Origin of the sequence: Nonomuraea guangzhouensis (assembly GCF_019396345.1) — a bacterium.
Taxonomy (GTDB): Bacteria; Actinomycetota; Actinomycetes; order Streptosporangiales; family Streptosporangiaceae; genus Nonomuraea; species Nonomuraea guangzhouensis.
This window is the reverse complement of record NZ_JAHKRM010000019.1, coordinates 17,821-30,920: the sequence shown is the minus strand read 5'-3', so window position 1 is coordinate 30,920 and position 13,100 is coordinate 17,821. Positions and strand designations below refer to the sequence as shown.

At 67.2% G+C, this 13,100-nt stretch carries 13 protein-coding genes; 7 read left to right on the top strand and 6 right to left on the bottom strand.

All coding sequences use genetic code 11. From position 1 onward, the window contains the following. Positions 1–168: 168 nt before the first annotated feature. Positions 169–984 carry a dienelactone hydrolase family protein gene (locus KME78_RS34885; protein WP_246652619.1) on the bottom strand — a complete coding sequence of 272 codons (816 nt, stop codon included), beginning with the start codon at positions 982–984 and terminating at the stop codon, positions 169–171. A gap of 125 nt (positions 985–1,109) precedes the next feature. Between KME78_RS34885 and KME78_RS34880 the strand changes: the two genes are divergently transcribed. Next, complete coding sequence (locus KME78_RS34880) at positions 1,110–2,078, top strand: GlxA family transcriptional regulator (protein ID WP_219533699.1); 969 nt, start codon at positions 1,110–1,112, stop codon at positions 2,076–2,078. A gap of 347 nt (positions 2,079–2,425) precedes the next feature. Here KME78_RS34880 and KME78_RS34875 read toward each other — a convergent pair whose 3' ends face one another. Continuing rightward, positions 2,426–3,739 carry an RNA polymerase sigma factor gene (locus tag KME78_RS34875; RefSeq protein ID WP_219533698.1) on the bottom strand — a complete coding sequence of 438 codons (1,314 nt, stop codon included), beginning with the start codon at positions 3,737–3,739 and terminating at the stop codon, positions 2,426–2,428. Further along, entirely contained in the window at positions 3,736–4,083 is a 348-nt protein-coding gene (locus KME78_RS34870; protein ID WP_219533697.1) for a YciI family protein, read from the bottom strand. Before KME78_RS34870 ends, KME78_RS34875 begins: the two co-directional genes overlap by 4 nt. Positions 4,084–4,302: 219 nt before the next feature. Between KME78_RS34870 and KME78_RS34865 the strand changes: the two genes are divergently transcribed. Then, a complete protein-coding gene (locus tag KME78_RS34865) occupies positions 4,303–4,509 on the top strand; it encodes a DUF5708 family protein (RefSeq protein ID WP_219533696.1) in 207 nt (68 codons plus the stop codon). A gap of 152 nt (positions 4,510–4,661) precedes the next feature. Further along, a complete protein-coding gene (gene lepB, locus KME78_RS34860; RefSeq protein ID WP_308127246.1) occupies positions 4,662–5,228 on the top strand; it encodes a signal peptidase I in 567 nt (188 codons plus the stop codon). A 36-nt stretch (positions 5,229–5,264) separates the two neighbouring features. Here lepB and KME78_RS34855 read toward each other — a convergent pair whose 3' ends face one another. From KME78_RS34855 to KME78_RS34845, 3 genes are read right to left on the bottom strand one after another with little or no spacing between them, the layout of a single operon-like run. After that, positions 5,265–6,839 carry a DUF3502 domain-containing protein gene (locus KME78_RS34855; protein ID WP_219533694.1) on the bottom strand — a complete coding sequence of 525 codons (1,575 nt, stop codon included), beginning with the start codon at positions 6,837–6,839 and terminating at the stop codon, positions 5,265–5,267. Between the two features lie 31 nt (positions 6,840–6,870). Next, a complete protein-coding gene (locus KME78_RS34850; protein WP_219533693.1) occupies positions 6,871–7,737 on the bottom strand; it encodes a carbohydrate ABC transporter permease in 867 nt (288 codons plus the stop codon). Continuing rightward, positions 7,734–8,678, bottom strand: coding sequence for an ABC transporter permease (locus KME78_RS34845; protein WP_219533692.1), 945 nt, complete (start codon positions 8,676–8,678; stop codon positions 7,734–7,736). The genes KME78_RS34850 and KME78_RS34845 overlap by 4 nt, the downstream gene beginning before the upstream one ends. A 364-nt stretch (positions 8,679–9,042) precedes the next feature. Between KME78_RS34845 and KME78_RS34840 the strand changes: the two genes are divergently transcribed. From KME78_RS34840 to KME78_RS34825, 4 genes are all read left to right on the top strand, one after another. Next, a complete protein-coding gene (locus KME78_RS34840) occupies positions 9,043–10,038 on the top strand; it encodes a hydroxyacid dehydrogenase (protein ID WP_219533691.1) in 996 nt (331 codons plus the stop codon). A gap of 110 nt (positions 10,039–10,148) precedes the next feature. Continuing rightward, positions 10,149–10,955: an NAD(P)H-binding protein gene (locus KME78_RS34835; RefSeq protein ID WP_219533690.1), complete on the top strand. Its 807-nt coding sequence runs from the start codon at positions 10,149–10,151 to the stop codon at positions 10,953–10,955. A 60-nt stretch (positions 10,956–11,015) separates the two neighbouring features. Then, positions 11,016–11,696, top strand: a complete 681-nt coding sequence (locus KME78_RS34830; protein ID WP_219533689.1) for a TetR/AcrR family transcriptional regulator — start codon at positions 11,016–11,018, stop codon at positions 11,694–11,696. Further along, positions 11,696–13,069: a phenylacetate--CoA ligase family protein gene (locus KME78_RS34825; RefSeq protein ID WP_219533688.1), complete on the top strand. Its 1,374-nt coding sequence runs from the start codon at positions 11,696–11,698 to the stop codon at positions 13,067–13,069. Before KME78_RS34830 ends, KME78_RS34825 begins: the two co-directional genes overlap by 1 nt. Positions 13,070–13,100: the final 31 nt, after the last annotated feature.

The window sequence follows — 13,100 nt, the reverse complement described above, 5'->3', positions numbered from 1 at the left end:
ATGCGCGGTGAGGCGGCGTTGCAGCTCGTACGTGAACATCAGGTTGGCCAGTTTGGACTGACCGTAGGCGGCCGCCCAGGTATACGAGCATTCCGACTGGAGGTCCTACGACAGTTGAATAGACGGTCCCACCAGTACTGACCCCCGCCGCCCAGGCGGGGTGTGCCGCTAGCCGCATGTCGTCGCGGAATGTCCGAACGGGCTCAAGCGGTCGGTCAGGAAGGCGATGATCTCGTCCCTGGCCTTCAGCGTGGGATGTCCGTCCTCGTCGACGAGATGGGCGGTGACCACGCTATGGGGGGACCCGACCACGTCGCCGAAGAACGGTGGCGGGCTGGTGTTCGCGGAACTGCCCGGAAGGACACGGCCCTCGAAGGCGTCGCCGAGGAGCGCCTGGTAGGCGGCGAAGCGCTGGCCGGTGCACCAGCGGTCGTCGTCGAAGCGGTAGGCAAGGACCTTCAGACCCTCGCGCGCGATGCGGTCTCGGACTGCGCGCGCGTCCTCGTCGCTGATCTCGAGTCCGGCAGGGTCGTCCAGCGGCAGCGACGGATGGTTGACCACTGGCGCGATGACAGCCGGCTCAAGGGCCATGGTGAGAGCGAAGTTGCCGGTGAAGCACAATCCGATCGCGCCGACTCCCGGACCGCCGCATTCGGCATGGGCTTGGCGCGCCAGCCCACGTAGCCATGCCGTGACCGGGCTGGTGCCGCCCCCGGCGAACGCGCGGAACTCGGCACTGACACACGCGCGGCGGACGACCTCCGTACCACCCTCTACCGTGGGGTAGGCACCGTCGATCCCGAAGAGTGAGGGGACATAAACGGTGAAGCCCGCATCTCGCACCCACCGCGCCAGTCGAAGGACATCAGGACTGATGCCGGGCATCTCCGGCATCAACACGACGGCCGGCCCGGAACCCGCAGCGTACACCGTCTTCACCACCCCCTCCACATCCACGAGTCGGCGGGAGAAGTCCGTGATCATGTCGTCAAGTCGTCCGCTGGCAGCGCTCATGGTGACAGCGTGGACCGATGCCCCGCGGAGGGCGAGAGGCGACATCGCCATGTATGCGGGTAATCTCGCCATAGGCTGATGATGAGGAGGCGAGCGTGAGCCCGCTACGGGTTGGTGTCCTCGCCTATCCAGGCTGCTTCGCGTCCGAGGTGTTCGGCGTACCCGATCTCTTGACGATGGCCACGCACGTTGCCGGTCCGGACGGCTCCGGATACGAGGTGTCGATCGTTTCGCCTCGTCGTCGTGTCGCGGCATCGGGTGGTGCGGTGTTGGACGTCTCTCCGCTGCGCGAGGTAGATGTCCTTGTTGTGCCAGGGTTCGAGCTCGTGCCGGGCCTCGACGTGGACGCGAAGCTCGCACCCCTCGCCCCGGAAATTGCGGCGATCCGCTCGCACGCTGCTGCGGGCACTGTCGTCGTCTCGATCTGTGTCGGTGCGTTCCTGCTCGCCGAGGCTGGACTCCTCAACCGACGCCGGGCTACGACAGCCTGGCTCCTCGCGGACGAACTGGCTCGACGCTATCCGGATGCTGACGTCCGGCCTGAGCGTCTGGTCGTCACCGACACCGGGGTGACGACAACAGCGGCCTTCAGCGCCATGTACGACTTCGCGCTGGATCTGATCCGTCAACACAGTGGTGCCGGCGTGGCACGGACAACCGCGCGGGTGGCGCTCGTCGACGATGCGCGAACGTCCCAGACCCCATACGTTGACGCGCAATTTCTTCCGCAGCCCGGAAACGCGTTCTCCCACAAGGTCATGCGATGGCTCGACCAAAACCTTGCCGCCCGATACGACCTCGCCGCGCTGTCGGACACGTTCAAGGTCAGCACTCGGACGCTGCTGCGGCGCTTCGCGGACGAGACCGGCCAGAGCCCGCTGGAGTACCTGCAGTCGTCGCGTGTCCGTCGCGCCCGCCACCTCCTTGAGGCCACGAACCGAACCGTCGGCAGCATCTCCGCCGCGGTCGGATACAGGGACCCCAGCACGTTCGCCGCCCTCTTCGCCAAGCACACTGGACGACGCCCGAGGGACTACCGCGCGGCCTTCCGCCGTGTTGACTGATTTAGGCGCATGAAGCGGTTTGCCGCTGGAGATCACGATCAGTTACTGCCGCGCCCTTCTGCATCGAGAACCCGCGACAGTTGAATACGCGACCTCACCAGTACTACCCATCGCAGGAGTGACGGCCACGGTTCCGGGAGTGGGCGCGGTGGAAACTGCCGCCGTGTCGGGACTTGTGGTGCTCCAGGGAACTGGTCAGAAGGGGTGGGTTCCGGGGCGCGGGCGTCCAGGTTTACGGCGCGCAGCACCCGGGCGCGGTCGCGGAAGCGGCTGATCGCCTCAGCAGGCCCATCTCCCAGCTCAGCGCACTCCACCTCGGCCAGGCTGTTCAGGGGCATGCAGTGCGCTCAATCGGTAGATGCGGCTTGCCGAGACATCGTGTCGACCCTGTCCCCCTGATCAGTCAGACGCCCGGCGAGGAACGCCCGCTCAACCTTGTTGTCAGTCAACTCCAGCGCCAGTCGGTATGCGACCGCCGCCTCATCCGTACGCCCGAGTCGCTGAAGCAGATCCGCCTTGATCGTCGGCAGGTACTGGTACCGGGAGAGCCGCCCATCCCGCTCCAGCGCCTCGACCAGCGCCAAGGCGACCGCCGGTCCATGGACCATCGACACCGGCACGGTCCGGTTCAGTGCGACGACCGGTGAGGGCCAGAGCGTCAGCAGTCTGTCGTAGAGTGCCACGATCTGTGGCCAGTCCGTCTGCTCGTACGACGGCGCCTCGGCGTACAGCGAGGCGATCGCCGCCTGCAGCAGGTAGCGCCCGGCGCGACCGCCGCGCAGCCCGGCCACGATCAGCTCATGCGCCTCGGCCAGCGCGGTACGGTCCCACCGCGAACGGTCCTGCTCCTGAAGTCGCAGCAGCCGACCGTCAGCGCTGGTCCTGGTCGTACGTCGGGCGTCCGTGACCATGAGCAGCGCCAGCAGTCCTCGGACCTCGGGCTCGTCGGGCATGAGCTCCCGCAGCGCGCGGGCCAGGTGCAGCGCGTGGTCAGCCAGGTCGGTGCGCATGAGCGTGGGGCCGGAGGGTGCCGTGTGCCCGGCGGTGAACAGCAGGTGGAGCACGCCCAGTACGGCTGCCAGCCGGTCCGGCAGGTCCGCCGGGCGTGGGATCCGGTAGGGGATGCGGGCGATAGTGATCTTCTTCTTCGCTCGGGTGATCCGGGCGGCCATGGTCTGTTCCGACACCAGCAGCGCCCGGGCGATGTCCGGTGTTGGCAGTCCGCACACCAGTCGCAGTGTGAGCGCGAGCTGTGCCTCCTGCGCGAGTGCGGGATGGCAGCAGGTGAAGATGAGTCGCAGCCGTTCGTCGGGTACGGCATCCTCCAGTTCCACCGCGGTCACCCTGCCCAGAGTGGGCTCGTCGACAGTCGCTTCGGGCTCCACCAGCAGGGGCAGCTTCGAGCGGAAGGTTCGTTCGCGGCGGATCGCGTCCATCGCGCGGCGCTTGGCCGTGGTGGTGAGCCATGCCGCGGGGTTGGTGGGGATCCCATCGTGTTCCCAGGCCGAGAGCGCTGCGGCATACGCCTCCTGTACACACTCCTCGGCCAGGTCCAGATCCTGTGCGATGCGTACTGTCGCGGCGAGCACGAAAGCCCACTCGCCCCGATGCGCGTCGGCGACCGCCTGGCCAGCGTCCGCTGCGTCCGCCGCGGCCGTCATCGGGCGCTGGGCGGGATGCTGCCCGCGACGGGACGCACCTCCACACCGCCACGACCCCACTGGACGGCGGGGTTACGACGCGCCAGGTCCAGGGCGGCGTCCAGGTCGGGAGCCTCGATGACGCAGACGCCGGCGATGACTTCCTTGGAGTCGATGAACGGTCCGTCGGTGATCACGTCGCCGCGCAACGAGGTGGCGGTGTCGGCGGACCGCAGCGCGTACGCCGCGATCATGGCGCCGGAGTCGACGAGGTCGTCGGCGTGCCGCTGGCTCGCCGCTTGCTGCTCGGGGGTGTAGTCGCCGGCTTCGGCGTTGTCGAAGATGAGGATCGCGTACTGGGCCATGAGGGGGTCTCCTTGGCTGTGTGTCTGGTCGGTACGCCTCTACGTCGGACGGGCGACGCGAATTCGACAGACCGTACGCGAACTTTCCCGAGCCGAAGCGGTTGTCAGCCGAACGATGTAGCCCGATCTCCTCAACCGGCAGGAGGCCGTACGGGCCGGGCCTGTCTAGGGTCTGTTGAAGATTCGGTGCGCCTGTCACCTCAGCCGAAAGGATCGCTCATGGCCTCTGCCCGCAAGACTCTCCTCACTGGTTCGATCACCTTTGTGGCGGGGCTGGCGCTATGGCTGTTCGGACTCGATGTGGAGATCTTCATCTTCACGCCGTCCAAGGTCGGCGTGGTCTTGATGGTCATTGGGGGGTTGGAGACCCTGTACGGGATCTACAAGAGCATAAGCACCGACGACGCGGCGCGCGGCCGGCCCTAGCGGGTTGATGGCGACGCTGACCTCCTCGCGAGCCTGAGCCTCCCGGACAGGCACAGCAGGACGCCGGCTTTATGACGGAGAAAGATCTATATGGCATAGGGTTGCCGAGTTCGGTAGCTCGCCAAGGTCCCGTCACCAAGAAGGCGGAGGGCGTGGGGAAAGAGAAGAAGAAGGGCGGCTTCCGCGAGACGCTGTTGCTGCTCCTCCTGACTGTGGGCATCGCCCTGTTGCTGCAGGCGTTCGTGGTCGGCTCGTTCTACATCCCTTCCGGGTCGATGGAGAACACCCTGCAGATCGATGACCAGGTGTTCGTGAACAAGCTCGCGGGTAAGCCGGAGCGCGGCGACATCGTGGTGTTCAAGGGCTGGGGCGGCGTGGACACCATCAAGCGGGTCATCGGCGTCGGCGGCGACAAGGTGGTGTGCTGCGACGACAAGAAGCGCCTCACGGTCAACGGCACGCCGCTGGAGGAGGCGTCCTACCTCTACCCCGGCGATTACCCATCCGGCAGGAAGTTCGCCGTCACGGTGCCGGCGGGGAAGTTATGGCTGATGGGGGATCACCGCAGCGCCTCGCTGGACTCCCGGGGTCACATGCAGGAGCCTGGCGGCGGTTTCATCTCGGAGGACGCGGTGATCGGCAAGGCCGTGGTGCGCTACTGGCCGCTGTCCCGGGGCTATCTGTTCTCCCGGCCCGACATTTTTGACAAGGTCAAGTAGGCCCTCCTGGAAGATCCATCCAGGAGGGCGCGGTGGTCACTGCCCCTTGAGGTAGGCGTCGGCCTGCTTGGCCATCTCGGTCTGCAGCTTGGCCAGGCCGGCCCGGTCGAGGGCCTTCTTCAGCTTGTCCAGCCCCTGGTCGACGTCGACCGCGCCGATGAACAGCGGGTTGGCGAACTGCGTCATGGCGGCGGTGACCTGGGTGTTCTCCCGCTTCACCGGCTCGGGGTCGGGAGTGAAGCTGGCGTACGGGTCGATGGTGAAGTTGTCCGCCTTCTGCGCCCAGTCGAACCAGGCCGACTCGGACGCGGTCATGTCCTTGATCCGGCGCTCCAGCTTGGCCCGCCAGGAGAGCGCGAAGCCCGGGAAGGTGTAGGTGGACAGCATCTCGTACTTGTCGTCGCCGACCGGGTTCCAGTCCTTGCCCTGGATGCCGTACGTGATCAGGTCGTGGTTCTCCTTGATCGACAGCCACTCCTCCAGTTGCATGGCCTTCTCGTTGCTCTGCCCCTTGGCGTTGAGCACGAGGAAGTTGTCGGCCTGGAAGGTCTGGTACGGCTTGGCGTCCTTGCCGCCCTTGAGCGGGACCACGTTGGACAGCATCGCACCGGGGACGTTCTTGGTCAGCTCGGGCAGCATCTGCGAGGTCAGGCCGTCGGTCATGGCCCAGCCCGTGGCGAAGCGGCCGGCTTTGAACTGGGATTCGAGTGCCTTGGAGTCCACGGTGAGCGCGTTCTTGTTGATCAGACCGTCCTGGTAGTACTTGCGGACCAGGCGGAGCGCGTCCAGCATGCCCGGCGCCTCCCAGAACGGCACCGGGTTGGCGGAGCCGGTCTGCTTGCCGTCGGCGGCGAGGACGAAGGCGAGCGAGTCGCCGGTGAAGGACGAGATGCTCGTGCGGGGGTTCTCCCACATGGAGGGGTTGAGCCAGCCGACCGGGTTCCACGCGACCAGCAGTTTGGGCATGCGGGAGTTGACCGCGATCGGGGTGACGCCCTTCTCCTTCTGCTTGACGTCGTACCAGAACTTCTCCAGGCCCGCGAAGTCGGTGATCTCGCTCATGCCGTACTTGTCGGCCAGATCCTGGCGGATGGCGAAGTGGTGGAAGCGGGCCACCGAGTTGATCTGCGGCAGGCCGTACAGCTTGCCGCTCCATCGGTTCAGTTCGATGATCTTGGGGTCTATGGTGGCGGTCAGGTTGGGGTACTTGCCGCTGCTGAGCAGGGAGCTCAGCTCCACGATCGAGCCGCTGGCGGCGAGCTGGGTCATGTTGAGCCAGCGGGCCTGCAGCGCGGTGTCGAAGGTCTCCCCGGCGGTGAACTTCAGCAGCGCCTGCTGGCCGTAGTTGGCCCACGGGATGAACTGCGGCTTGATGGTGAAGCCCTGTTCGGCCTGGAGCTTCTTGTTGACCTCGGCCAGGACGGCGTCCCAGCCGGCCGGCACGTCGCCGGGGAGCAGCAGGCTGAGCGTGAGCGCCTTGCCGGGCGCGCTGCTCTGGCCGCTCGCCGGTTGCTGCGACGAAGAGCAGCCGGCACCGGCGAAGAGCGCGGCGAGGGTGAGGCCACCTCCGGCGCTCAGCAGGCCGCGCCGAGACAGGTTCTGATCAGACACGGTGTCTCCTTGATGGGGGGAGCGAGCGAGGTCAGCCCTTGGTGGCGCCAAGGGTGATGCCTTTGACGAAGTAGCGCTGGGCGAAGGGGTAGGCCAGCAGGATCGGGCCGATGGTCACGGCCGTGAGGGCCAGCCGGAGCTGGTAGACCGGCGTCGCCTGCTCGGCGAGCTGCGGCAGCATCTGCGTGAACGAGATGTTGGAGATCAGGTTCTGCAGGACCAGGGGGAGCGGGAACTTGTGGACGTCGTCGATGAACAGCAGCGCGGTGAACCACTCGTTCCAGTAGTGCACCGCGTAGAACAGGCCCACGACGGCGAGGATCGGTTTGGACAGCGGCAGCGCGATCTGGAAGAAGATCCGCAGCTCGCCCGCGCCGTCCACCTTGGCCGATTCGAAGATCGACGCGGGGAGCTGACGGAAGGCGCTCACCTGGATGAAGACCAGGAACGGCGCGACCAGCAGCGGCAGGATCACCGCGAAGTAGCTGTTCTGCAGGTGCAGATACTGCGTGACCAGCAGGTACAGCGGTACGAGCCCTCCGGTGAACAGCATCGGCAGGTAGGCGAAGATGGTCAGCGGCCGGCTGATGTACGGCAGGCGCCGGGCGATGACCCAGCTCACTCCCGAGGTCACGGCCAGGGACAGGGCGGTGCCGACCACGGTGATGAAGACGCTGGCGATGTAGGCGTCGAGCACCGCCGGACCCGTGAAGATCATCTTGTACGCGGTGAGGTCGAAGGCCGAGGGGAAGAGGCTGTACCCGGTCACCGCCAGGTCCACCTCACTGGCAAAGGACCCCGAGATGATCAGCCAGAACGGGACGGCGCAGGCCAGCACGGCGAATCCGACGCCGATGATGCTGATGATCGTGAAGGGCTCCAGCTTTCTACGGCTCATAGGACGCTGGTCTCCTTGGCGTACTTGCGCTGGATCATGACCGCGATCACCACGAGGACGAACCCGACCACCGACTGGAACAGGCCCACCGCGGCGGTGGTGCCGAAGTCGCCGAGCTGACGCAGGGCGCGGAACACGTACGTGTCGATGACGTCCGTCGTGTCGAACAGGGTGCCGTTGTCGCCGACGATCGCGTAGATGGTGCCGAAGTCGCCGTAGAAGATGCGGCCGACGCCCAGCACCGTCAGGACCCCCGCGGTGGGCCGCAGCAGCGGAAGGGTGATCCGCCAGGCCATCTGCGCCCTCGACGCGCCGTCGATCATCCCGGCCTCGTAGACCTCCTCGGGGATCCCGGTGATCGCGGCCAGGAAGATGACGCTCATGTAGCCGCCCAGCTGCCAGACCTTCACCACGGTGAGGATCCACGGCCACGGTCCCGGCTCGGTGTACCAGTCCAGCGTGGGCAGGGAGAACAGGTTCAGCATGTCGTTGACGGCCCCGCCGCCGCCGGAGGCGCCCGCGAGGAAGACCTGCAACATGATGCTGATGACCACGGGGGAGACGAAGTAGGGGAAGAAGACCACGGACTGGGAGACCCGTTTGAACAGCGTGCTCCGGATCTCGTTCAGCATGATCGCCAGAGTGACCCCCGCGGCGAGGGTCGTGGCCAGGAACAGCGCGTTGAGGAAGATCGTGTTGAACATGATCCGTGCCGCGTCCCCGGAGTCCAGGAAGTACCTGAAGTTCTCCAGGCCGTTCCAGGGGCTGCCGAAGATGCCCTGAGAGACGTCGAAGGACTTGAACGCGACCACCAGACCGGCCATGGGCAGGTAGTTGAAGACCACGAAGTAGACGACCGCCGGCAGCGCGAGCAGCCCGGCCGCCAGGCTCACCCGGGTGCGGCGCTTGCTCTTGGGCGGCGGCTCTGACGGCGGTCTCACTTGCGTCACCTGCCTGGTCTCTACCCTGCTCATCGCCAGGACCGCGCTCTCGCCGCACTCGGCCGGTGGCATCGGGTGCCGTTCATGACATTCCTCCAGATTGGGCATCACGGCAGTTCTGCGCGCTGACATCCGCCGCGATGGTTGGCGGAGCTGCCCGGCGATAGAAACCGGTCTCTGCGAACGCTACGACCGCACAGCTCGTCCCACAAGAATGCGTTACGGATATGTTACATTTGACCACGCTTTGATCAAGAGTGATGCGACTACCTGCGCCAACTCTGGCTTCCCAGGCAAGCGTTGACCATTGAGCGGCCGTGGTTCTACCGTAGAAACCGATATCTACGAAGTGGAGGGCTTCTCCGTGTCCACCCGCCCGAAGGCGCTGTTCGCCATGCACGAGGAACACCTCGCGCTGCTCTTCCCCGCGCCCCTGCTGCGACGTCTGGACACGATCGCGGACATCGACGTGACGCTGGTCGCCGAGCGGTTCGACGATCCCCGCCTGTCCCTCGACTCCCTCGCCGAGACCGAGATCCTGATCACCGGCTGGGGCTGCCCCCCGCTGGACGAGGAGCTGCTGGCCGCCGCCCCCAGGCTGCGGGCCGTGCTGCACGCGGCCGGCTCGGTGAAGAGCCTGGTCTCCCCGGCCTGCTGGGAGCGCGACCTGCTGATCTCCTCGGCGGCCGACGCCAACGCGGTGCCGGTGGCCGAATACACCGTCGGCGCGATCCTGCTGGCCGGCAAGGGCATCTTCACCCTGGGCGAGCGTTACCGGCGCGAGCGCACCTTCACCCTCGCCCAGATCCAGGCCTCGGTCGGCAACAACGGCAGGCGGGTGGGCATCGTCGGCGCCTCCCGGATCGGCCGCAAGGTGATCGACCTGCTCGCGCCCTACGACCTGGAACTGTGCCTGTACGACCCCTACACCAGCGTGGACGGGATCCCGCAGGCGTCACTCGAAGAGCTGCTCAGCCGCAGCGACATCGTCAGCCTGCACGCCCCGGCCACCTCGGAGACCAGGCACATGCTGGACCGCGAACGCCTGAAGCTGATGCCGGACGGCGCGGTGCTGATCAACACGGCCAGGGGCAGCCTGGTGGACACCGACGCGCTGGTGGCCGAGCTGAAGTCGGGGCGGCTGTCGGCGATCCTCGACGTCACCGAGCCGGAGCCGCTGCCGCCGCACTCGCAGCTGTTCGACCTGCCCAACGTCTTCCTCACCCCGCACCTCGCCGGTTCGCACGGCAATGAGTTGTCCCGGATGGGCGCCGCCGTGGTGGACGAGTTGGAACGGCTGGCCGCCGGACTGCCGCTGGCGCATCGGGTGACCTATGACGACCTGGAAAGGGCGGCCTGACGATCGTCATGTAGACGATCGCGTATGAATCCCGCACGTCAAAGCATTGGTCATCCCCTCCGGCCCTCCTACGTTTGAGCATCAGTTGATCCTTCAAGAGGAGGCATCGGATGCCACAACGGATTCTGGTCACTGGAGCGACCGGCACGGTCGGCCGTCAGGTGGCCGCGCAACTGATCGAGGCCGGAGCCCAGGTTCGCGCGCTCACCCGAGGACCGGCCGCTGCGGAGAGGGTGCGCGGTGATCTGTCGGTGCTCGATTCTCTCCACCCCGCTGTCGCGGACGTCGAGGCGGTGTTCCTGGTCTGGCCGTTCGCCTCGGCTGACGGGCTGGAGGCGGTGCTGGCGATGGCGGCCGAGCATGCCCGCCGGGTGGTCTATCTGTCATCGGCCGCGGTGCGTGAGCATGAACGGCAGGCCGAGCGGCTGATCGAACGGTCCGGGCTGGAATGGACGATCCTGCGCCCGCACGCCTTCGCGGCCAACACCCTGCGCTGGGCCGAGCAGATCCGCGCGGAGGGCGTGGTGCGCGCGCCGTACGGCCAGGCCGCGATGTCCCTGGTGCACGAGCGGGACATCGCGGCGGTCGCGGTGCGGGCACTGACCGGGGACGGACATGACGGCGCCGTGTACGAGCTGACCGGGCCGCACTCGCTGACCCAGGCCGAGCAGGCGCGCCTCATCGGTGAGGCGATCGGCCGCCCGGTGCGTTGGGAGGAGACCTCCCCGCAGGATGCCCGGCGGGAGATGCTGGCCCGCGGCTGGCCACCCGAGGCCGTGGACGGCATCCTGCGCGCCCAGGCCGACATGGCCAACGGCCCGGCCCCGGTCACCGCCACGGTGGAGAAGGTCACCGCGTTCCCGGCGCGTACGTTCCGCTCGTGGGCGGCCGAGCACGCGCTCGCCTTCCGCGACTAACCTGCGCGATGCGCAAAATTCCGGTTGCAGGGAAAATTCTTGTATGCGTATATTTGGAGTATGCAGGAGACGCGGCGCGAGCGGAAGAAGCGGCTGACTCGACAGCGGATCGTCATGGCGGCCATCGCGCTGTTCGAGGAGCAGGGGTATGAGCAGACGACGATGGCGCAGATCGCCGCGGCGGCGGACGTGGACCCCAAGACGTTCTCCAACTACTTCCGCGGCAAGGACGACGTGCTGTTCGTCGACGTCGAGCAGGACTACGACGTGATGTTCGAGGCGATCGCGAAACGCCGGCCGGAAGAGAGCCCGGGCGAGGTGCTGGGCAGGATGGTCCAGGAGTACAGAGCCCACCGACGGCCCAAGATTCCCCGCCGGGAGCCCGAGGAGCTGTCGGCGGCGGCCCGGCTGGTCATGACCACGCCGTCGCTCCAGGCCAAGAGCCTGTACATGCTGATGGAGCTGCAGCAGCGGATCGCCAACGAGCTGGTGAAGGCGTTCCCCGGCCAACTGGACCTGATCACGGCGGCGGCGATGACCGGATCCCTGCTGGGCGCCATTCAGCAGACCGGCCTGGCGAGCGTCCAGCTCGGCCGGTCGCAGGAGGAGCTGTGGGAGGCCACCCAGCGTGGCCTCGACATCGCCATGTCCGGCCTGCTCTCGGTACGACCGGCGCCCATGGTCTCCGCACCGCCTGACGAGGGCGACATCCCGCTCACTGGAGAAAGGACCACCCCATAATGCAAGAAACCGGCCGACAACTCGCCCGCGAAGCGCGCCGCGCCATGCGCGAAGGTCCCGCGGCGATCGCGCGGCGGCAGCGTGCCCACCTGGTCGAGATGGTGGCCTACGCCCGCGCCAACTCGCCGTACTACCGCGAGCTGTACCGGGACCTGCCGGAGCAGGTCGACGACCCCACGCTGCTGCCGGTCACCAACAAGAAGCTGCTGATGGGCCGCTTCGACGACTGGGTCACCGACCGTGAGGTGACCCTTGAGCGAGTTCAGGCGTTCGTGTCCGACCCCGCCCTCGTGGGGGAGCGGTTCTGCGGCAAGTACCTGGTGGCCACGACCACCGGCACCAGTGGGGTGCGCGGCATCTTCCTGATAGATCAGCGGAGCATGGCCGTGGAGACCTCCCTCGGGTCACGCGCCAGCGCCGGTGTGGGGGTCGGCGACGTCATCCGCACCCTCGCCCGCGCCGGCCGTAGCGCCATCATGTCCGCACCCGGCGGTCATTTTCTCAGTGCCGCCGGGACGGCCCGGTTCCAGCGGGACAGCCCGCTGCTCGGCCGGGCGATGCGGACCTTCTCGATACACCAGCCGATGCCGGAGCTCACCGCCGAGCTCGACCGGTACAACCCCGCGATCCTGGTCGGCTTCCTGAGCATGCTCACGCTGCTGGCCGGCGAGCAGGAAGCCGGTCGCCTGAGCATCCACCCGGTGCTGATCATCGTCGGGGGTGAGACGGCGACGGCGGCTGACCTGGAACGGCTCGCCACCGCGTTCGGTGCCAAGGTGCGCGTCGCCTACGCCGCCACCGAGTGCGGCTTCCTGAGCGTCGGCTGCCGGCACGGCTGGTACCACGTCAACAGCGACTGGGCCGTGCTCGAACCGGTCGACGCGGACCATCAGCTTGTCGCGCCGGGCGAGTTGTCGCACACGGTCCTGCTCAGCAACCTCGTCAACCGCGTTCAGCCGATCCTGCGCTACGACCTCGGTGACAGCGTTCTGCTCCGCCCCGATCCCTGCCCGTGCGGCAGCCCGCTGCCCGCCATCCAGGTGCGGGGCCGCGCCGCCGACATGCTCACCTTCCCCACCGGTCGCGGCGAGAACATCAGCATCTCGCCCATGGCCTTCGGCACCCTGCTGGACCGCGCCCCCGGCATCGAACAGTTCCAGATCGTCCAGACCGAGCCCACCACACTGCGCGTGCGCCTGCGGCCCGAGGACGGCGCCGACGCCGAACGGGTGTGGCAGGCGGTGCGCGGCGAGATCACCCACCTGCTCACCGAGCACAAGGTCGGTGACGTCACACTCGAACGCGCCGAGGAGCCGCCACAGCAGGCGCCCGGCGGCAAGTACCGAAGGATCATCCCGCTGGCCAAGCCGTGACGACCTGCTTCGAAACCCCGTAACAGCGCCA